The sequence below is a fragment of the Paenibacillus rubinfantis genome (assembly GCF_001486505.1).
Taxonomy (GTDB): Bacteria; Bacillota; Bacilli; order Paenibacillales; family Paenibacillaceae; genus Fontibacillus; species Fontibacillus rubinfantis.
Genome location: NZ_LN909063.1, coordinates 367,499 through 387,186, shown reverse-complemented (window position 1 = coordinate 387,186; position 19,688 = coordinate 367,499). Strand labels below are relative to the sequence as shown.

The window sequence follows — 19,688 nt, the reverse complement described above, 5'->3', positions numbered from 1 at the left end:
TTTTGCAGATAGGCTCAGAAACGGTTGTAGCTGACGAATTCGCCAACAGGTTTGCGGTAGCCGCGCGGACGGAAGCTCGAGGTGTCCTCCTTGCCGATTGCGATCAGCATCACTGGATCATAATTGTCCGGGACGTTCAGCAGCCGGCGCATCGCTTCCGGATCAAACCCAATCATCGGGCACGTATCCCAGCCGCGGTCCTTGGCAATCAGCATCATTTGCATAGCCGACAGGCTGGCGCTGCGAATCGCTTCCTCCCGCATAAAGGCCTTCCCCCGGCTCTCATAGAAGCCGATCGTGTCGGACACGAGCTGGTCGTACTCCTGCTTGCTGAGCACACCCAAATTCAACAGCCCCTCATTCATTGCCTCGGCATCCTTGTGGGCATCCCGTTTTCCCAGTACCAGGATTACCGCCGAAGCGGTCCGGACTTTGTATTGCTTGGCCGCAGCCTCATACACTTGCTCCTTCAACTCGGGATCCTTCACCACGACATAGTGGGTATGCTGCAAATTAAACGCTGACGGCGCGAATTTCGTAAGATTGAAGATTTCTTCCAGTTCCTTGTCTTGGATTTCCACACCGGGGACAAATTTATTCGCCGAACGGCGGGATTTAACGATCGTGGTAAAATCATGTTCATTCGAATGCATGGCTGGACTCCTTCCAGATTAGAAAAATAGTTAAGTTCGTGATCAAATGGATCTCAGAGCAGGGCATCCAGAGAATAAGCTCCCGCACCGGACAACATCAAACCCACCGAAACGGCGATCAACAGCAGATTGTATTCATATCCGCCTGCCGTCGACCAGTACCCGTTCTTGGCATGAACGGAAGCGATCGCTACAATCATGGTTAGAATCAGCAGCGCCGCGCCAATTGGTGTAAACAAACCTGCCGCCACCAGCAAGCCGCCGCCAAATTCAGCGAGACCGGCCAACACCGCCATCAACACCCCGGGCTTGATGCCCAGCGATTCCATCCAACCGCCGGTTCCTTTGGGGCCGTAGCCGCCAAACCAGCCAAACAGCTTTTGCGCGCCATGCGCCATCATCGTGAATCCCAGCACCAAACGTATGATTAATAAGGCCAAGGCCATCGTCATTTTTATTAACTCCTTTAGGGTTGATTTTGAACGTGTACTTGCACTTCGATGAAAGACTCCTTATGACTTCTTAATTTCATGAATCTCTATATTAAGATATCAGGGCTGAAAAGACGCCTTCTGACGCCCTTCCTCACCGCATATCGAATTCGTTAAGTCATTCTATTGGCGTGTGATGCTTCGCACTCTTGGGGTTGCCTGCCGCTACTTAAACCCTTCCTGCGCCGATTTTCCAAGCTTCTTCAACAGCATGGCCGCAATCTCCTTCTCCTCCGGAGAAAGACCGCTGACCGCTTCCTCGATGATGCGGGTATGCTGCGGGAACACCTCTTCGATGAATCGGCGTCCTTGCTCGGTGATTTCCGCGTAGACCAACCGCCGGTCTTCCCGACAGTCCTGACGAGTCACGTACCCTTTCTTCTCCAGCTTATCCACGATATACGTGATGTTGCCGCTGCTCATCAACACCTTGCTGCCGATTTGCTGAATCGGTTGTCTGCCTTTGTGATACAGCAGATCCAGTACGCCAAATTCGGTTCGGGTTAAGCCGTATTGCCGAATTCCCCTGTCGCTATGCGCGTGCACCCACTCGCTGGCCCGGGACAAGACGACAAACAGATGCAGCGCGTCGTTTTTCGTTTGATCCGCCATTGGAGCTCACCTCCCTGTCTTCTCCGAAAATGATAGCATAGCGTAACCTCAAACGTCATGGTTTATTCTTAATATGAGTTATCTTAATATTAAGATATATGATATCGAGATAGGTGTCAACCTGTCTCTGCAAAAAAAAGCCACCCGGATCACTCCCCCGGATAGCCCTATCAAATTACACCTCGATTTATAGCTACTTTCTGCCGCGAGCTGACGCACTGGTCCGCACATTCGTCAGCACATTAACCGCAAATACGATCACACTGATCACGACAAGCGTACCGCCGACTGCCACCAAGGGCTCCAGTTGCTCGGAGCCGTTCAACACCAGCGATAAACTGATCATCATGAGCGGAAGACCGATGGAGTACGTCCAGAACTGGATTTTGCTCAGCAGGCTCTCCCCGGCCCCCGGAAACAACACATAAATGACGCCGGCCAGCGCGAAGGACGCCCATCCGAGCAGATTCACATGGGCGTGCACGCCCGCTAAGGTGTAGTCATGTTGCATGGACATGTACATGCCAAGCAAAACACCGAAAACAAAATAAACAACCGATACCTTAATATACGTGATCCCCAAACCCGTCGCCCCCTCCAATAGGAACAAGTTATCCTTACATGTTCAAAATATGTCACAATCGAAGGGAATATTCGAAGAAGGGGTTCTACCGCCACTCCTCCGGCAACAGCCGTGCATAATGCGGTTGAAGGTAGCGGTCGTCGATCAAAGCCAAACGGCCGTGGTCGGTCTCCGAGCGGATCAGGCGCCCGCCGGCCTGCAGCACCTTGTTCATGCCGGGGAACACGTAGGCATAATCGAAGCCGCTCCGCCCAGATGTCTGGAAGTAGTCGCGGATCAAATTGCGCTCCGGTCCGATTTGCGGCAAGCCAACACCAACGATGGCTACGCCCGTCAACCGATCGCCAACCAGATCGATCCCCTCCGAGAACAAGCCGCCCATCACGGCAAAAGCGATGAAGGTCCGCCCCGGTTCAGGGTTCGGAACAAAAGCGGCCAGGAACTGTTCCCGATCCTCCTCGGTCATCCCCGATTGCTGAAGCAGCAGCTCCGTTCCTTTGTCCGCAGCAGCGGCAAAGTCCTCGTAAATCAGGTTCATATAAGCGTACGAAGGAAAGAAAAACAGATAATTCCCCGGCCGGCCGCGGGTCACTTCCTGCAAGGCACGTACGAGCGGGCCCCGCGTCTGCTCCCGGTCCTGATACCTGGTCGACAGCGGCACCACGATGACCTCCAACTGATCCCGGGAGAAGGGGGAAGGCAAGGATACCGTATAATCGTCCGGCCCCGCGCCCAGCATATCGCGGTAATATCCCATCGGCGACAACGTTGCCGAGAAATAAATGCGGGAACGAAACCCCTTACTCATTTCCTGCAGCAAATGGGAGGGATCCAGGCAAAACAGCTTGATCCGTACTTCCTCTCTAGTGACCTCAGCGTAGGTGACAAACCGTTCGTCGTACAGCTTGCCGATCCGGCCGAAATGCAGGGCATCGAAATATGTCTGGAGCAGCAGCTCCCGTCCCTCTGCCTCTGGACTGCCCGGAGCCCCCGCTTGTCCGGCGGCGGACGGATCGATCGCCAGCTCCCGTTCAGCAGCCTCGGCAAAGGCTTCCACCCGCTGCAGCAGCGACTCCGGCGCGGCTCGATCCACCCGAAACGACTCATCCGCCTGCTTCCGCAGCTCGATAAACTCGGCGTTCACCACCTTCGCCGCCTTTGAGACGGAAGGGCTTTTCTGTTTATAGGCCCGTTGCAGCGCCAGGAAACTGGACTTCCGCAGCTCAGCGGAATACATCTCACGCGCGCGGTCAACCAGATTATGCGCTTCGTCGATCAGCAGCGCGGTTTCTTTCTTCTGCTCGGCGAACATGCGTTGCAGAGACACTTTGGGATCAAACACGTAATTATAATCGCAGATCGTGACATCGGCGGCATAGGAAAGGTCCAGCGAGAATTCGAACGGGCACACCCGATGCTTTCGGGCGTATGCCTCAATGACCGGGCGGGCGAGCTGCGTCTCGTTGGTCAAGATATCCAAGACGGCCCCGTTGATCCGATCATAGTAACCGTCGGCATACATGCAGTCTTCCTTGGTACAGCGGACTTCCTCGCGGAAGCAGATTTTCTCCTTGGCGGTCAGCGTCACAACTCGGGCTTGCAGTCCTTGGGCTTCCATCAGCGCAAAGGCGTTCTCCGCCGCAGTCCGGGTAATCGTCTTGGCCGTAAGGTAATACAGCTGATTCAGCTTGCCTTCCCCCATCGCCTTGAGCGCCGGATACGTGGTGGAGATCGTCTTGCCGATCCCGGTCGGCGCTTGAGCAAACAAGCCCACGGCCTCTTCGATTGTCTTATACACCGCGCCCGCCAGTTTTCGTTGTCCGGTCCGGTACCCGGGAAACGGAAAAGCCAGCGCCGCGATGCTCCGATTCCGCTCACGCCGTTGGTTGCGAAGCAGTCGGGCATGCGGGGCGTATTGCTGAACGACATCATCCATAAAGGTCTCCAGCTCGTCCATCCCGGCGCGTGTCCGAAACTGCTTCCGCTCTCCCGTATCCAGCTGCACGTAAGTCAGTTGAATTCCCATCTCGCTAAGCCCGTTGGCTTTGGCGTACATATAGGCATAACATTTCGCCTGAGCCCAATGGACAGGGTAGGTGTCCTCGCGGATCGCTGCCAGATCGCCAGCCGTGGATTTAATCTCGTCCACGGTCAGGCTCCCGTCCTCGCCGGCCAACAGCCCATCGGCACGCCCATCCACGACAAAGAGGAGATCCCCGCAGGGAATCTCCGCCTTCAAATACACTTCTTTTTGATCGCCTTCACCGTACTGCTTCTGTACCTGCTGATGGGCCTTCGTGCCTTCCGTCAGCGAAACCGCCGCGCGAAAGCCGCCTTCCAAGCTGCCGCTGCGGAACACATACTCCACCAAAGGCCGCACCGCGATCGTAACCGTAGACTCGTTTGCCATATTCCTCTTTGTCACCCGCCGATACTCCTAGAGAACATTTGTTCCACTAGTATATCACGACACGACGGGGATCGCCATGGGAAGCAGCTGTAGCTCAACTCGATTAACTTAACCTCGAACGTGTAATGCCCGGAATTCATCCTCCAGCATGCTCATCAGAATCGAATCATGATACTTGTGATCGTAGAACAACGCTTGCCGCTGCACGCCCTCCCGCTTGAACCCCAGCTTCTCGTAAACGTGCATCGCCCGCTCATTATAGTCGAATACATTTAGTTCGATCCGGTGCAGTCCCAGCACGCCAAATCCGTAATCCAACATCAGCTTCATTGCCTCACTGCCGTAACCCTTTCCGGTATCCGCCGTCTGGTTCAACGCGATTCGAATATTGCAGCAGCGATTGGTCGGATCGATGTCCTGCAGCGCAATGTCGCCAATTGGCCGATCATCATCCCGCCGCACGATGGCCAGCAATACGCTGGAGTCGTCCTGCCCTTTCCGCTCCAGGTAGGCCGCGATAAATTCCTTGGTGAAGTGGCGTTTCGTGCCCGTCCATCTTCTCATTTCCGGCTCATGCAAGCTAGGAAAATACCAATCGACATCCTCCACGTTCATCGGGCGTAAATACACGTTGTCTCCCATTAAAAAACCTGCGTAACTCATCGTTATCTTCCCCTTTTTCATCTCTTGCTGTTCTGTCTTTTGCTGTGGAAATTTAGCCCTATTTGGTGCTCTTTTCGCATCTTAACACAATGCTGTATACTTAAAAATGTACAATTTAATCGAAAAATAAAGGACAGTACAAGCAAAAAAGAGGGGATATGCCGATGTATATTTTGCCGCCCCATAATGACGAGCGAGCACCACAAACCGGGCGTACCTACCGATATGTTGAAATCTACGAGTCGTTTAAGCAAGAGATCATTGCCGGCTCGTTCCAGGAGGAGCAGCGATTGCCTTCGATCCGCAAGCTGGCGGAGTTTCTGGGAATCAGCACAACGCCCGTCGAGCTGGCCTACCAGCAGCTGATCGCTGAAGGTTTTATCGAAAGCCGACCGAAACGGGGCTATTTCGTCGTTAAGCTGCCGGAGCCCTATCAGGCGCTCGAGTTGAGCGGCAAAAAACCAGGACGCGAGCTTCTGCCGGAACCCGCTTTGCAGAAGGCGCATCCGGCGCCCGATGCGGAGAGCACCGAAGTCCCTCTCTACGATTTTCATCTGTCCAAGAACGATTTCAGCCTTTTCCCCTTTACGACATGGAAAAAACTGCACAACCCGCTCTTCCGCCCGGAATCCGCCGACCTGCTGTTCTACGGGGACGCTCAGGGGGATCCGGGGTTGCGGCGGGAGATCGCCGGATATTTAAACCGGTTTCGCGGGGTTCATGCGTCCCCGGACCGGATCGTTATCGGCGCGGAGCAGCATTTATTGCTTCTGCTGCTGGGGCAAATGCTGAAGGGTGAGATTCATTCCGTTGCCGTTGAAGAACCTGGATACCGGATTGTCCCTGCCGCGCTGGCCGCGCTGGACTTCACGGTCCATCCGATCCCCCTCGATAAGCACGGACTTCGCCCGGATTTGCTGCGGACGAGCGGAGCGCGTATCGCCAGCGTCTCGCCTTCCCATCAATTTCCCACCGGCCTCGTCATGCCGTTGTCCCGCCGGCTGGAGCTGCTGGAATGGGCCCAGGCGGTGGACGGCTACCTGATCGAAGACGATTACGGCGGCGAGTTCCGCTATCAAGGCAAACCGGTTCCGGCGCTGCAAGGCCTGGTCCCAAACGACCGCGTCATCTATCTCGGCGGTTTCTCCCAAGTACTTTTACCGGATATTTGCATCCATTATCTCGTGTTGCCCGAGCATCTGGTGGCCCGCTTCCATGCCTTGCGGCGGCACACCCTGTTCGAAGCGTCCGCGTCGGGGATTCATCAGCGCACGTTGCAGCGGTTTATGCAGGAGGGGCATTTTGAGCGGCATATCCGGCGGATGAGGAATCTCTATCGCAAAAAAAATCGTCAGCTCGTCGCTTCCCTCGCGTTTCATTTCGGGGAGCGGGCTGCCGTGACGGGCGATAGCGCCGGTCTGCATGTGATCCTAAGCCTCCGATCCCGCCTGCCAGAGGCGCAGCTGCTGCAGATGGCCAGGCAGGCTGGCGTGCGGATCGCTTCCGCCGCTTTCTTCTGGAACGCGCCGCCGGAAACGGAGCAAAAGTCGTTTATGTTGGGGTTCGGCGGCATTGCGGCGGAGCAGATCGATGAAGGCGTGGCCCGGCTGCATCAGGCCTGGTCGCCTTACCTTCAATAACACCTGCGCGCAGATTATGGGGTGACTTGAATTCCGTAATCCTTTTTCAAGTATGCATCGATTCGCCGAAAATCCGCCGGGGTTAGCTCGCTTAACCGCTTATGCCCCTGCTTCCATTCGCGTGCGAGCAGGATGCCCATCGTTTCCCCAGCCAGTGCGGTAGTGGGAATGACGCGGGCGCTTCCGTAGGCTTTGATTTCCGCGCCGATATTCTTGCCGGCAACCAGCACGTTGTCATAGGACTTCAACTCAAAGGAACGGAGGGGAATTCCATAGCGGTCCGGCTTGCCGTAGCCGATCCCCTTCGCCACGGCGCGGGTGGCCTGCAAGTCGACGGGATAACCTCCAATCGTTACGTTGTCCCAGAACATCCGGCCTGACATCACGTCCTGATAGTTCAGCACGTACTCCGTTTCATAACGGTTATAGTCGCGGATGTACAGATAATCGGGATACCCGTTCAGCTCGGCTTTGCTAAAGCCAGGAATATGCTGGCGCAAAAATTTGGCGATGTCCGGCGCTTCGGCCTTGGCCTTCGCCACAGCGGAACGGACCGACTTCGGATCGGACGGATCCACATCGTAAATCAGCAAGCCATTGATGATCACTTCGCCGTCTTTCTGGTAGGTGGCATTCAGCCCTCTCAGCAGTAACTGGGAATCCCGCGGCTTGTACTGGTAGGTAATGTTGCTGAAGCCGGTAGCGAAATCCCAATCTACATAGGTATTGGAGCCGTATTTTTTGACGACATTCGTCAGCGGATAATCCTCCAGCACGGCTTGATGCAGCTTGCCCCAGTTGACGCCCTTGAACCGCAGCATATAAGTAGCCGCCATATAGTCCGGCTTCTTACCGTTGTACAAGCTCTCCATGCCCGGAATCCGTTTGTTGCCCAGATGGACGGTGAGTGCGCTAAAATCGGTATTTTCCACAAAATACCCCGCCTGCACCTGATAGAGCTTGCCGTCTTTGGCCAGATAAGTTACCGACTTCAGCGTCTTGCCGTTTCCTTCCCCGCCGGCGTTTTCGACCTCCACCCCGTCGAGGGTGATGCCGCTTCGCATAGGAATCCCGCGAATGAGCTTGCGGTAATAGTTCTCAAAGGCGGACCATTTGCGAATCGTCCCGGCATTGTAGCCGTCGTACAAGAATTTCATTTCGCCTTGTACCAAGCTGCGTTTGCGATTGTCGTTAGGCTCGTCCAATACGAGCATCTGCCCTTGGATCAGTTCCCCGCCCGGCTTCTCGCGCGGATCCAGGATCAGCACGCTTAACCCGGCCTCATGCGCCCGCTTCGCCAGGAGTACCCCTTCGATTTCGCTGCCGATCACAACAACGTCATACCGGGTACAGCCCGGCCCGCACGAGGCGGGGGAAGCGGGGGCAGCTGTTGCCGCAGCGGGAAAACGAGCGGATCCAAGCAACACCAAAAAACACAGGAAGGCAAGTAGACAACGATACACTAAAGCCCGTTTGATCTCGAAATAGATGGTCATGAGTTCCGAAGAAGTCTCCTCTACTGGGATATAATGACATCTTATCTCCAGTAAAGGTTTCGTATCCAGTAAATTGTTGGTAGATTATGGAGTTTCCTGTCGGCTTCCGTCGTGAAGCAGCTGGGATAAGCTCAACAGCTTAGTGGGGTCGAGGGGAGCCAACCCCTCCCCGCTTACGCGTACGGCAGAGCCGAAATGCACTTCGGTCACGCCGGTTTCGCTGACGAACTGCGAGACGGTTTCCAGGGTCAAGCCGTGTCCGGCTAAAATGCACAGCGAGCTGCCCTTAGCAAGCTCCACGAGCTCCCGAACGGCGGGAACCGCCTGCGGCGCCGGCCGCAGCCCGCCCGACGTCAGCACCCGGTTCACCTGCGGGTACCGCATAAGCGTGCGCAACCCGGACAGCAGGTCGGCCAACTCGTCAAAAGCCCGATGGAACGTAACGTTTAGCCTGCCGGTCAGCGCCAGAATCCGTTCCAGCGCAGCCTCATCGATCGTCCGTTCCGCGGTGAGCGCGCCAAACACGATCCCCGCCGCCCCCGCTTCGACAATCGCCCGGACTTCCGCTTCCATCGTAAGCATATCCGCTTCCCCGTACACAAATGACCGGCTATGCGGACGCACCATCACGTGGACGGGAATGGCCACGGCCTTTACTACTTGTTGCACCATGCCAATGCCGGGGGTGAGTCCACCTTCCGTTATCGCCGTAATCAGCTCCAGCCGATCCGCCCCGTTCGCCTCCGCGATGATGGCGTCCTCCACACAAGTTACTATGACTTCCAGGAGCATCAGGAATCCTCCTTCTTCTTGATAATTTGTACCTATAATATAAAATAACAAACAAACTGTATATCAAGGAAATCTCGTCCCTTACAGACCTGTGGGGATAGAGACCCTTTTTGCTTGTCGCACCACCACTACCACCATCACAACCACCATCATAACCACCAGTCCACCCACCAAATGTAAAAGTACACTCCATTCGCACCAAATCCGGGCTTATTCGGCGGCTCAAATGTAAAAGTGCAGCTCATTTTCCCCATATCGGGTGGATGACTCCAAATACCTCATTTTCAAATGTACTTTTACAGTTGATCGCCCCATTTCTCGAAAACAGCTCGTTTTTAAATGTACTTTTACAGTTGAACGGGCGAGCCCCAGCACCCTGCTTTCCCGCTTGCCCACAAAAGAAAGGACTTGGAGCCATCCTCCAAGTCCTTTTGTAATTGCCACTATCCCGTTCGCTCAGCTAGGCCGCTTCAACTGCTTGCTGCGCAGCTGTCCGCAGGCCGCGTCGATGTCGGCACCGTGTTCCAACCGAACGCTGACGCTGAGGTCGCGTTTTTTTAGCGCATCGTAGAAGGCCAGCACGGAATCCTGCTCGCTCCGCTGATACTGGCTGTGTTCGTCCACCGGATTATACGGGATCAGGTTAACGTTCACGAACCGGTCGCCCAGCAGGTCGGCTAACTCTTGCGCATGCTCCGTACCGTCGTTGACGCCCTTCAGCAAAATATATTCAATCGTAAGCCGCCGGTTCGTTTGCTCCAGGTAATAGTCAATTGCCGCCATCAGCTTCTCAAGCGGAATCGCTTTATTGATCTTCATGATCCGCGTGCGCAGCTCATTGTTAGGCGCATGCAGAGACACGGCCAAATTCACTTGCAGGTCGGAATCAGCAAACTCGATGATTTTGTCCGCCAGCCCGCTGGTTGATACGGTAATGTGACGTGGACCGATCGCAAGTCCTTTAGGGTCCTGGATCACCCGCAGGAAATCGGCCATATTCTCGTAATTATCAAAAGGCTCCCCGATCCCCATCACCACGATATGGGTCACGCGCTCTCCTTTACCCTGCCGATCCAGGTGCAGTTGCACCTTCATCACCTGTTCCACAATTTCCGCGCTCGTCAGGTCCCGGCTCTTCTTCAACAGCCCGCTGGCGCAGAAGCTGCAGCCGATATTGCAGCCCACCTGGGTCGTCACGCAAACCGACAAGCCGAATTTATGGCGCATGAGCACCGTTTCAATCAGGTTGCCGTCCTGCAGGCGGAACAGAAACTTGATCGTCCCGTCGATCGACTCCTGGCGGACGTGCTCCTCCAAGGTTTCAATGGCAAACTGCTCATTCAGCAGCGTCATGCATTCCGGGTGAACGCCTTCCATCGCTTCGAAATCAGTGACCCGTTTACGGTACAAGCCGTCCCACACCCGTTCGGCTCGGCCTCTTTTATGTCCACGATCCAGCAGCCATGCGGCCAACTGGTCCTTCGTCAAACCATAAATTGATTGTTTATTCATGCGTATCCTCTTTCTAAACGAACTCAAGTCATTTTCTAATTATACCTAATCCGCCATCCCCATTGCCACAGGTAAAAAAACGAATCGCACAACGTCCCCTCCCTAGGTTCGTTTACACAGATTGCCTTCCCCTTTAAACGAACGTTAACATTGGTGCCCTAAAGTGAAGGTACGTTAATGTTTCCATGATACGAGGATAAAGTCTGTCGGAACGAGCAAACGGTCCGGCTTACATACTGGACTAAGGTCGGAACGAAATCACGCCGCGCGGCCGGTTTGATTCTTCCAGGCTTCCTATATACTGGGACTCGGAATGATTCAACGGAACGAACCGTGCGTTTTCTATATCGGTGGAAAGGCGGCAGCTAACCATGAAGCAAAACATGCATATCGTCATCCTGACCGCCGGGTACGGCAACGGCCATATCCAGGTGGCGCGGACGCTGAAGCAATCCCTGATTCGTTCGGGCGTCCGTTCGGTCAGCGTGATTGACCTTTACCGCGAAGCCCATCCGGGAATGAATTCCGTCTCCCGGTCTCTCTATTTATACAGCCCGTGGTTCTCGGCCTACGGCCTGGATTATTACGGGTGGAGCTACTACGCAACCCGGGATCTCCAGAAGACGAGCGCTATAGCGAAATGGGGAAACCAGTTGGGCATGAAAAAGCTGATCACCCTACTCCAAAAGCAGCGGCCCGACGCCATCATCAGCACGTTCCCCTTCGGCGGCATTACGGACCAGCTGCAAAAACACGGCATTCGGGTGCCGGTATTTACGGTCGTCACCGACTTTAGCCTGCACAACCGCTGGTTATTCACGCGCCCGGACCGTTATTACGTAGCCACCGCGGATTTGAAGCGGGAAATGATCGAGCGCGGCGTACCCGCGGAGGCGATTGTCGTCAGCGGCATCCCGGTCCGGGAGCCGTTTTACGAGCCGGTGCGATCCGCGAACCCGCAGGCGCAGGCACAGGCACCGCGAGCCTCAGAGCGATCCCGCTCCGTTCTCGTGATGATGGGAGCGCATATTCCCTTGCCCGACGTCCAGCTCATCACCGCCAAGCTGTTGGCGCTGCCGGACGTACGGGTGGATCTCGTTTGCGGAGGCAACGATAAGCTGCGGCGGCGTCTGGAGCGGCGGTTTGCCGGTCACGAACGGCTGCAGCTATTCGGTTACGTCGAAGCGATCCACGACCGCATGCGCGAAGCTGCATGTATCGTGACGAAGGCCGGAGGCATCACGCTCTCGGAAGCGATCCAGATCCGCACCCCGATCGTGGTCTACAAGCCGTTCTCCGGCCAGGAGCGGGAAAACGCGAGGTACCTGGAGCGCAAAGGCGCGGCCGCAGTAGCCATCTCGCCGCGAGCTTTGGCAGAGCAGGTGCACGAGCTGATCGATTCCGAGGTCCGCAGGGCCCGGATGCTTCAACAGTACGACGAACTGGCCGCAGGATGCGCCACCGAGACGATCGTTCGGGACGTGCTGCGCCTGACCGGCCGTCTTCAAGCTATGGCGGACGGCCAATGATCCAGTTCGCCTACCAGGCTATTGCTGGCGCACAATTAAGAAGCAAGGAGTCTTGCAAATATGAAACGTACTAGTCAAGGGATAACAGGAAACCATCTTACTCCTGCATTTCTGCACGGTGCCGCTATTTTGTTTTTGACGGAGATCGCCCGCAGCGCTTTTCTCATCTCGTTCCTGCCCGCTTATGCCAAAGAGCACCAGATTACGCTGGCGGCGGTTGGTGTAGCCATCTCGGTTCACTATTTGGCCGACACGTTGATCAAAGTGCTCGCGGGTTATGTCCTGGACCGGTTCCCGGCCCGACTGATCTTGAATATCTTCCTGTTGCTCGGATTGCTGGGCCTGTTCGTCTCTTATGGGGTTAGCACTCCCTGGGCGATCGTCCTTGGAGCCGGCCTGATCGGGATTGGGGTCTCCCCCGTCTGGCTGCTTTGCTTATCCGAGATTCGGGAGGGCAGCCGCGGCTCGCAAATGGGGTCGATTTACACGATTTGGCTGGTTTCGCTGGGGCTAGGCCCGGTGGCCGTTAATTTTCTGATCGATCGCAGTTATGCTCTATCGTTCTGGCTGCTGGCCGGATGCTGGACCGCCGGATGGCTGCTGGCCGCCCTGAAGCGGATCGACTTCTCATCTCGGCACTTGATGGAGGACACGATTCCGTTTAAGCAGCAAATGCGCCAAATCGGGAGCAAGCTGGTCCAAATGAAGCCGCTTGTGCCCGGCATGATCGTGCAGACGCTGGCCGCCGGCCTGTTGGTGCCCGTCCTGCCGAGCTTTGCCTCCGAATACTTGGCGCTGGATTACTCGGGATACTCCATCGTGCTGATGGCCGGAGGCCTCATGACCGTGCTGCTGTTAATTCCGATGGGCCGGCTCGCCGACAAATGGGGCCACAAATGGCTGTTGGTTGCCGGTTTTGGCGCCTTGGCCGCCTGTCTTGGACTGCTGATTTACTCCAGGCAGATGTTCAGCACGATGCTGCTTGCCGTCTGCCTTGGCGCAGCGTATGCCGCCGTGCTTCCGGCATGGAACGCGATCCTGTCTCACTTCGTTCCCACCGAGCAAAAAGCGACCGGCTGGGGTGTTCTCTCCGGCATCGAAGGCATTGGCGTCATCCTCGGCCCCATCTTGGGCGGCTGGATGGCGGAAAGCTTCAACGAAACGGTAACCGTGGGAATTAGCGCGCTGCTGTTATTTGGTATCATGCTGTTTTACTGGATCCGTCCAGTGCGCCAGCAGCCAGAGCAATACGGACAGCGCGGGTAATACGCAATATTTTGGGGGAGTGGAGGGATTGGAATGAGACATCGCTATTATCTTCGGCTGCGCGAGTTCGACAACCGGCTGTTTCTGTGGTGCAATCATTCGCTGAGTCACCCGTGGTTGGATCGGATTCTGAAGGGACTAACCCATCTGGGAAGCGCGGCGTTTACCATCGCGTTGACCCTATCCGTGGTCGTCTTCGCTACGGGGACGTGGCAACGGGCGGGCTGGCTTAGCCTGATCGCGCTGACCCTCAGCCATCTGCTCGCGGTCGTGATCAAGAAGCGGTTTCAACGCACCCGCCCCTACGAAGCGCTGCAGGACGCGCGAATTTCGATCCATCCGCTCAAGGACTACTCGTTCCCGTCCGGGCATACGACGGCGGCCTTCTCCACGTTTGTCCCGTTCCTGTTCGCGGCCCCCGGGCTGGCGCAGTTGCTGCTGCCGCTGGCCTTCATTGTTGGCTTGTCGCGAATCTACCTCGGAGTGCATTATCCCTCCGACGTGTTGGCCGGCGGCCTGGTTGGAGGCGTAACCGCCCTCCTCGTTGTTTTGGGCGCCGGGATGGCGTAAGTAGCGGTTGAAGGTACAAACGGTTGATGTCCATGGGGCGTGCGCGAGCCTCCCACCGTCCGTGGGTCTCTCCGAGAAATGTTGCAGTTTATGCAGGATTTTACGCCACTTATCAAGTGGAGCCGCCAAAATGTTGTATTTCCTGCAACATTTCCGAGAAGATCACGCGCGAATCCTCAAAATTGTTGTATAAAATACAACATTTCTCCCACCCACAGCTTGTTCCGCCGCAAAATGTTGCAGTTTTTACAACATTTCTACTGCAGGGATGCAGGGAGGACTTAGGGGAGTGAGACACACAGCCGGAATTTCCGGTGTAAGCGCTTAACCAAACGATCGATCTAAGAAGAAAGCGGGGATAAACGATGCAAGTTGATTCAAAGATGAAACAAGCCGTTCAAGGTGTTTGGATGGGCTGGGAGCGGGTATTCGAGCTATTCAGCCGAATGCGCTCCAACTACGCCGGAGAGTTCGGCATCTGCAAAATGTTCGTTACCAAATATCGCGGAAAAAGCCTGCAATGCGATGACGGCACATGGCTTCAGGACGGCGATTGGATCGGGGAGCTGCATTTGGATAACCGCCAGATCCTCGACATGCTGCAATCCAACGAAGCGAACCGGGTCGCCTTACGAGTCGCCCGCTTAGCCAGAAGCGCCATGCGGCAAATCTGCGCTGAAATGCAAAGAAACCCGCAGCTCAGCCAAGTTAAAGCGCTGCAGGGGATTACGTTGCTGCACCGCGGCATCACACACGGACTAGGCTTCGAAACGCATCGCGTCGACCAAGGGCCCTTCCGTGCATTAACGACCTCCTATCTGCGGTTATTGCTTGCCGTCTTCCATCCAAGCAACCGCAAACGCATCACCGGCCATACGGAGAAGCTGGTCCCGATGAAGCTGGTCATGACCCGCGCGTCGTTGTTTCGGCAATTCGGGACGGAGACAGGGGTTGCCTAATAAAACGACGATGCCCGCGCAAAAGCCCCCCTCTGGAAGCTTCGACGCGGGCACCGGACATGCGGCCATACGGCCCTACAACCATTCACTTACACTCTAAACTTGCCCAACACCCGCTGCAGCTCGTCCGATACTGCCGAGAGCGAAGCGCAAGAGGCGTTGATGTCCGCGATCGATGACAGCTGGTTAGCCGAGGCGTTGCTCACTTCCTGGGCGGCGGCGCCCGAGCTTTGCGCGATGTCCGCAATGACGTGGACGGAAGCCGTCACTTCCTCGATGCCGGCGGACATCTGCTGGGCCGTTGCGGCGAGCTGCTCGATCTGGTCGGCGATCTCTCCGTTCGAGGCGGCGATGCCGGCGAAGCTGCGATCCGTTTCCTGCGTTAACGCGAGGCCCGACTCGACCTCCTCGATCACTCGATCCATCGCATCCAGCGATTGCTTGATATCGGTATCGATCTGCGTCATCACCTCGGCGATCCGCTCCGACGATGCCTCCGACTGCTCCGCCAGCTTGCGGACTTCGGAGGCGACAACGGCGAAGCCACGTCCTTCCTCACCGGCACGAGCGGCCTCGATCGATGCGTTTAGCGCCAGCAGATTCGTCTGCTGGGAGATACCCCGAATCGCCTCAACCATCATGGCGATCTCCTGCGATTTTTCGTTCAGCAACCGAACGAGCGCGCTGCTAGCTTGGACGGAGCGGTCGATCGATTCCATCTGCGCCACCGTTCTGCGAACTTGATCGCCGCCGTCAGCGGCCTGTTGCCGGGATTGCCCCGCCAGCTCGGCGGCTTCGGAGGCATGCTCGGCGATATGCTGCACGCCAATCGCGATCTCCTCCATCGCACGGGCATTCTCCGCTGTGCTCATCGTCTGGCTTTCCGCCCCGGCGGCGACCTGCTCGATCGAAGCCGCGATGCGAGCCGAATCCGCATTGGTTTGCTCCGCAACCGTGTGCAGTTGCCGCGCCGCCTCGGTCACCTTGTCCGAGGCAAATAGCCCTTGCTGCACCAGTTGCCGCAGGTTGGCGCCCATCTGATTATAGCCCGTGCTAAGCTGCCCAATCTCATCCCCCGACTTGTCGTGGACCGAGGCCGTAAAATCACCGGCACCCGCTTTTTCCATCGCTACGGCCAACCGGCTAAGCCGTTTTTTCATACCGCGCATATAGGTCAAAATCAACAGGATCGAAATCGCAAGTGCAGCAGCAAAAACGATGGCAAAGTGCTGAATAAACGTCCCGCGGATCGTATCGATTAAGTGCTGCGGTGCTCCCACGTACAAGATGCCGATGACCTCGCCGTTCTCGGTTTGGATTGGCTGATACGCAGCCTGGTACGTCTTGCCGACCACCACCGCTTCCCCGTAGTAGCTGTTCCCGCCTTTTAGGACAATGTCAGCCACCTTATCGGATACCTTCGTACCAACGGCCCGCTCCCCATCGGCCAATACGTTAGTCGAAACGCGCGTGTCCCCTTGAAAAATCGTCACCGTGTCCCCCGTCAATTCTCCGATCTCGTCCACGATTTCGAAGTTCCCGCTCAGGATCGTGTCGCCTTTAGTCAACTGCTCGCCTTCTATGCGCCAAGCACCAGGATACTTACTGTCCAAGTAATGGCTAACCAGCTCCAGATCGCTTTTCGCCTTGGCGGTGGCAAACGTCTTGATGCCGCTCTCCATTTGCTCAACGGCAACCAAAGCGATTGCCCCCGATACGACTACCAACATGCCAATAACGATGAAATTGATCTTTGTCCCGATGCTTCGAATGCGCATAGGTCTCGCCCCCTTACAAACTTTGAAATAATCATAAGGGGGATCGTTTACTTTTTGTAGAAAAGGAAAGCCCAGCGCCCCCAGAATTTAGGGGCCTGGGCTATAAATATTTTTCGGACTAATCGAGGTATCCGGCGAGCCCGTGCTCCGTCAAATAATCCATCTCCACGTCCAGGATGGTTTCCACGGTTAATTCGTCGAGCTTCACGTCGCTCCGGCTTAGAACATAATCCACCAACTCATCGCCGTCGATCTCTACCTCGTCGCCTTTGGCGTTTTGATGGGCCTGATTAATAAAATCGGCTTCGTGCTTCAGCACCAAACGAATGTTGTCCGCACTCGCCTTCGATCGTTCGGCGATAAACTGGACAAGCTCCTGTTCATTGATTTGATCGCTCACTAGGTTCACTCCTGCCATGTTAGGTTCCATTTGCCTCTAGTCTTTCTCGTAGATATAAATTTTAGTCCGGTACAAATCCCCGCAGGTGACGACCTCTCTCGGCTGCCAGCCCGGCAGGGCAAAGCAAATGCTAATCACCCGGGCACCCGGGGCGAGCTGCTTGCGAAGCAGGGGATCCAGCCGCCGCATCGCCGCAGGGTACAGGTAACAGATCACCGTCCCCGCCGTCTCGTAAGAAAACTCGTATAAATCTCCCCGTACAAATTGAACTTGAGGATAGACCCTCCTCGGCAAACCCAATCGGGAAAATAACCAAGGGATCAGCGAATTCTCAATCCCAACGATCCGCCAGTCCGGATTGACCTTCGCTAAGGCCAAGGCCAGCGTTCCCCAGCCGGCTCCCGCCTCCACGATGGGGGAGATAGGAACCCGCGGAGCCTTTCCCTCAAGAGGCGCGGCACGTGCCAACTCTAAGAGCTCCCGGACAACCGCCTGACGGACTGCAGCGGAAGCAGGCATGGGCGAAATGCCGTTTCGCCAGCTTTGATAAACGATCGCCACCGCCGCCATCAGCAGGAAGAGGAGCAAAACGGCGGTCAGGATGGAGGAGGCAGAAGCGGGCATAGAGACATCTCCTAGACGTTGGGTATCCATGCATGCATTGTACCAGAAAACGCCGTCTCAAGGCGATCCCTTGACCACTCTCCAGTTCCCATCGCAGGTGGCATGGATTGTCCCGTACCGCTGAATGTATTCCGCCACCAGCTCCGCCATGTCGGTCTGGATCTCCTTCACTACCGGCTTGCCTCGATACATTTCGTAATCGCCGCCCCCGCCGGCGCGGTAATTGTTCATCACGACATCGACATCAGCCTCGTCCTGCAGCGGCGCTCCGTTCCGGGTCAGCTTCACGACCCGTTGTCCAACAGGCCGGGTAATGTCTAACTCGTATTCGATACCTTCCCACATGTCGTAATTATAGTGCTGGGCCTTCGGCTGGATATACGCCGGATTCACCGCAATTTCACCGCCCGCGTCCAAAACGAAATAGTTCGCCGTCTGCTCTAACGCCTCCCGGATATCCTTCCCGATCAAGCGCAGGACGGTTAACGTATTGGGGTACATGAAGTTCGTCAGTACGTCCCGCAACGTGATGCTGTCGGCAAATCCTTTGGATGCCTCGCTCAGCAACGCGGCGTTCGAGACCTCTACCCCGGCGGCCTCCATCTGCACCCGGTTGACGAACTCCATAAACGGATGGTCCGCCAAACGGCAGGCGAACGGGTTCATGATCGTCATATCGCCCTCCACCCGGCCGATCGGCTGATCCAGCCAGGCTTGCGTGGCTGATTCCAGCGGCCGTGCGAGCTCCAGCACCTCGGCATCCGCCTCCAGGGCGGCATCCGGAACGAGCAGCTCCGCCGTTTTGTTGCGGACACTCCATTGTCCATCCGCCCCGCGCTTAAAGCGGACGGAGATTTGGCCTAACGCTTGTCCGCCTGTCCCCGGCTGGATCACCGTAACCCCGCCGACCTCGCCCGCAATCATCCGGTGCTGATGCCCCGTAATCAACACGTCGATGCCTGGTACCTCCAGGCATATCGCGTAGCCTTGATTTTCGCCGGTTAACCGTTCTGTCGGCTCCGCCGTCGCCAAATCCCGCTCGAACCCGCCATGATAGCTGACCACCATCAAATCCGGCTGTTCCGCTTCCCGGATGCGGGGAACCCAGGTTTTCACCGTCTCCAGCGCGTCCTGAAACGTCCAACCGGCGATATGCCGGGGGTGCTCCCAGTGCGGGATATAGTGCGTTGTGACGCCCAAGACCGCGATTCTCACGCCCTCTGGGGTGGTCTTCACCACGTACGGCTTGCCAAACGCTGTTTCCCCCGTCTCTTCCGTTAAAATCCCCGCCGACAGCCACGGAAAGCGGGCATCCTTTATCGCCTTCCCCAACAGCTCTTGCCCGTAATTAAACTCATGGTTCCCGGGCACCGCGGCGTCATACCCCAGCAGGTTCATGGCCGCGATGGACGGGTGGACGTCGTTGGGGTGATTTTTGACATGAAATGTGCAGAGCGGCGTCCCTTGAATGACATCCCCGTTATCGATCAGCAGTAAGCCAGGCGTATGCATGCGCTCGCGCCTTATGAGGGTGGCCAGCTTGGCCAGACCGAGCGGACGTTCTTCGTCCGTGCGATAATCCGTTGGATAAATGTAGCCGTGGATGTCGCTCGTGACAAGGATTTTGCAGAGGACTTCCTCCTGACTCAACGGGATAACCCCTGTTTTACGATCCGTATGTTGTTCCATCACCTTCACCTCGGATTTCAA

18 protein-coding genes are annotated in these 19,688 nt (G+C 56.2%); 5 read left to right on the top strand and 13 right to left on the bottom strand.

Features of this window, described 5'->3' with window-relative positions; translation table 11 throughout:
• Nucleotides 1-14 precede the first annotated feature (14 nt).
• The 6 genes from BN3277_RS06885 to BN3277_RS06860 form a co-directional block, all read right to left on the bottom strand.
• Complete coding sequence (locus BN3277_RS06885) at nucleotides 15-653, bottom strand: nitroreductase family protein (protein ID WP_059041529.1); 639 nt, start codon at nucleotides 651-653, stop codon at nucleotides 15-17.
• Nucleotides 654-706: 53 nt separating this feature from the next.
• On the bottom strand, nucleotides 707-1,105 hold the full coding sequence (locus BN3277_RS06880; RefSeq protein ID WP_059041528.1) for a DoxX family protein: 399 nt from the start codon (nucleotides 1,103-1,105) through the stop codon (nucleotides 707-709).
• Between the two features lie 204 nt (nucleotides 1,106-1,309).
• Entirely contained in the window at nucleotides 1,310-1,756 is a 447-nt protein-coding gene (locus BN3277_RS06875) for a MarR family winged helix-turn-helix transcriptional regulator (protein ID WP_059041527.1), read from the bottom strand.
• A 193-nt stretch (nucleotides 1,757-1,949) separates the two neighbouring features.
• Nucleotides 1,950-2,339: a cytochrome-c oxidase gene (locus tag BN3277_RS06870; RefSeq protein WP_059041526.1), complete on the bottom strand. Its 390-nt coding sequence runs from the start codon at nucleotides 2,337-2,339 to the stop codon at nucleotides 1,950-1,952.
• Nucleotides 2,340-2,424: 85 nt separating this feature from the next.
• A complete protein-coding gene (locus tag BN3277_RS06865; protein WP_059041525.1) occupies nucleotides 2,425-4,749 on the bottom strand; it encodes an ATP-dependent DNA helicase in 2,325 nt (774 codons plus the stop codon).
• A gap of 108 nt (nucleotides 4,750-4,857) precedes the next feature.
• Nucleotides 4,858-5,412 (bottom strand): GNAT family N-acetyltransferase, encoded by a 555-nt coding sequence (locus tag BN3277_RS06860; protein ID WP_232436352.1) that lies wholly within the window; start codon nucleotides 5,410-5,412, stop codon nucleotides 4,858-4,860.
• Nucleotides 5,413-5,576: 164 nt separating this feature from the next.
• Between BN3277_RS06860 and pdxR the strand changes: the two genes are divergently transcribed.
• The gene (gene pdxR / locus BN3277_RS06855; protein ID WP_059041523.1) at nucleotides 5,577-7,052 is read left to right on the top strand and encodes a MocR-like pyridoxine biosynthesis transcription factor PdxR; all 1,476 of its coding nucleotides are present in this window, start codon (nucleotides 5,577-5,579) and stop codon (nucleotides 7,050-7,052) included.
• Nucleotides 7,053-7,066: 14 nt separating this feature from the next.
• Here pdxR and BN3277_RS06850 read toward each other — a convergent pair whose 3' ends face one another.
• The 3 genes from BN3277_RS06850 to rlmN all read right to left on the bottom strand — a co-directional run bounded on the left by BN3277_RS06850 (nucleotide 7,067) and on the right by rlmN (nucleotide 10,852).
• A complete protein-coding gene (locus BN3277_RS06850) occupies nucleotides 7,067-8,548 on the bottom strand; it encodes an FAD-dependent oxidoreductase (protein ID WP_059041522.1) in 1,482 nt (493 codons plus the stop codon).
• Nucleotides 8,549-8,632: 84 nt separating this feature from the next.
• Nucleotides 8,633-9,340, bottom strand: coding sequence for a copper homeostasis protein CutC (locus BN3277_RS06845; protein ID WP_059041521.1), 708 nt, complete (start codon nucleotides 9,338-9,340; stop codon nucleotides 8,633-8,635).
• 456 nt (nucleotides 9,341-9,796) lie between these two features.
• Nucleotides 9,797-10,852, bottom strand: a complete 1,056-nt coding sequence (gene rlmN, locus BN3277_RS06840) for a dual-specificity RNA methyltransferase RlmN (RefSeq protein ID WP_059041520.1) — start codon at nucleotides 10,850-10,852, stop codon at nucleotides 9,797-9,799.
• Between the two features lie 371 nt (nucleotides 10,853-11,223).
• Between rlmN and BN3277_RS06835 the strand changes: the two genes are divergently transcribed.
• The 4 genes from BN3277_RS06835 to BN3277_RS06820 all read left to right on the top strand — a co-directional run bounded on the left by BN3277_RS06835 (nucleotide 11,224) and on the right by BN3277_RS06820 (nucleotide 15,176).
• The gene (locus tag BN3277_RS06835) at nucleotides 11,224-12,381 is read left to right on the top strand and encodes an MGDG synthase family glycosyltransferase (RefSeq protein WP_059041519.1); all 1,158 of its coding nucleotides are present in this window, start codon (nucleotides 11,224-11,226) and stop codon (nucleotides 12,379-12,381) included.
• A gap of 60 nt (nucleotides 12,382-12,441) precedes the next feature.
• Nucleotides 12,442-13,647, top strand: a complete 1,206-nt coding sequence (locus BN3277_RS06830) for an MFS transporter (RefSeq protein ID WP_059041518.1) — start codon at nucleotides 12,442-12,444, stop codon at nucleotides 13,645-13,647.
• Nucleotides 13,648-13,680: 33 nt separating this feature from the next.
• Nucleotides 13,681-14,217, top strand: a complete 537-nt coding sequence (locus BN3277_RS06825; protein WP_059041517.1) for a phosphatase PAP2 family protein — start codon at nucleotides 13,681-13,683, stop codon at nucleotides 14,215-14,217.
• Between the two features lie 365 nt (nucleotides 14,218-14,582).
• Nucleotides 14,583-15,176, top strand: coding sequence for a YkoP family protein (locus BN3277_RS06820; RefSeq protein ID WP_059041516.1), 594 nt, complete (start codon nucleotides 14,583-14,585; stop codon nucleotides 15,174-15,176).
• Nucleotides 15,177-15,265: 89 nt separating this feature from the next.
• Here the strand turns inward: BN3277_RS06820 and BN3277_RS06815 are convergent, their stop codons facing one another.
• The 4 genes from BN3277_RS06815 to BN3277_RS06800 form a co-directional block, all read right to left on the bottom strand.
• The gene (locus BN3277_RS06815) at nucleotides 15,266-16,954 is read right to left on the bottom strand and encodes a methyl-accepting chemotaxis protein (RefSeq protein ID WP_059041515.1); all 1,689 of its coding nucleotides are present in this window, start codon (nucleotides 16,952-16,954) and stop codon (nucleotides 15,266-15,268) included.
• Nucleotides 16,955-17,072: 118 nt separating this feature from the next.
• Complete coding sequence (locus BN3277_RS06810; RefSeq protein WP_059041514.1) at nucleotides 17,073-17,354, bottom strand: hypothetical protein; 282 nt, start codon at nucleotides 17,352-17,354, stop codon at nucleotides 17,073-17,075.
• 36 nt (nucleotides 17,355-17,390) lie between these two features.
• Nucleotides 17,391-17,978: a class I SAM-dependent methyltransferase gene (locus tag BN3277_RS06805; RefSeq protein WP_059041513.1), complete on the bottom strand. Its 588-nt coding sequence runs from the start codon at nucleotides 17,976-17,978 to the stop codon at nucleotides 17,391-17,393.
• A 57-nt stretch (nucleotides 17,979-18,035) separates the two neighbouring features.
• The gene (locus tag BN3277_RS06800) at nucleotides 18,036-19,667 is read right to left on the bottom strand and encodes a bifunctional metallophosphatase/5'-nucleotidase (RefSeq protein ID WP_082691375.1); all 1,632 of its coding nucleotides are present in this window, start codon (nucleotides 19,665-19,667) and stop codon (nucleotides 18,036-18,038) included.
• Nucleotides 19,668-19,688: the final 21 nt, after the last annotated feature.

Bases quoted from the DNA above. Each gene is read 5' to 3' on its own strand.
- BN3277_RS06885 (WP_059041529.1), bottom strand. From the start codon at position 653: ATGCATTCGAATGAACATGATTTTACCACGATCGTTAAATCCCGCCGT.
- BN3277_RS06880 (WP_059041528.1), bottom strand. From the start codon at position 1,105: ATGACGATGGCCTTGGCCTTATTAATCATACGTTTGGTGCTGGGATTC.
- BN3277_RS06875 (WP_059041527.1), bottom strand. From the start codon at position 1,756: ATGGCGGATCAAACGAAAAACGACGCGCTGCATCTGTTTGTCGTCTTG.
- BN3277_RS06865 (WP_059041525.1), bottom strand. From the start codon at position 4,749: ATGGCAAACGAGTCTACGGTTACGATCGCGGTGCGGCCTTTGGTGGAG.
- BN3277_RS06860 (WP_232436352.1), bottom strand. From the start codon at position 5,412: ATGAGTTACGCAGGTTTTTTAATGGGAGACAACGTGTATTTACGCCCG.
- pdxR (WP_059041523.1), top strand. From the start codon at position 5,577: ATGTATATTTTGCCGCCCCATAATGACGAGCGAGCACCACAAACCGGG.
- BN3277_RS06850 (WP_059041522.1), bottom strand. From the start codon at position 8,548: ATGACCATCTATTTCGAGATCAAACGGGCTTTAGTGTATCGTTGTCTA.
- BN3277_RS06845 (WP_059041521.1), bottom strand. From the start codon at position 9,340: ATGCTCCTGGAAGTCATAGTAACTTGTGTGGAGGACGCCATCATCGCG.
- rlmN (WP_059041520.1), bottom strand. From the start codon at position 10,852: ATGAATAAACAATCAATTTATGGTTTGACGAAGGACCAGTTGGCCGCA.
- BN3277_RS06835 (WP_059041519.1), top strand. From the start codon at position 11,224: ATGAAGCAAAACATGCATATCGTCATCCTGACCGCCGGGTACGGCAAC.
- BN3277_RS06830 (WP_059041518.1), top strand. From the start codon at position 12,442: ATGAAACGTACTAGTCAAGGGATAACAGGAAACCATCTTACTCCTGCA.
- BN3277_RS06825 (WP_059041517.1), top strand. From the start codon at position 13,681: ATGAGACATCGCTATTATCTTCGGCTGCGCGAGTTCGACAACCGGCTG.
- BN3277_RS06820 (WP_059041516.1), top strand. From the start codon at position 14,583: ATGCAAGTTGATTCAAAGATGAAACAAGCCGTTCAAGGTGTTTGGATG.
- BN3277_RS06815 (WP_059041515.1), bottom strand. From the start codon at position 16,954: ATGCGCATTCGAAGCATCGGGACAAAGATCAATTTCATCGTTATTGGC.
- BN3277_RS06805 (WP_059041513.1), bottom strand. From the start codon at position 17,978: ATGCCCGCTTCTGCCTCCTCCATCCTGACCGCCGTTTTGCTCCTCTTC.
- BN3277_RS06800 (WP_082691375.1), bottom strand. From the start codon at position 19,667: ATGGAACAACATACGGATCGTAAAACAGGGGTTATCCCGTTGAGTCAG.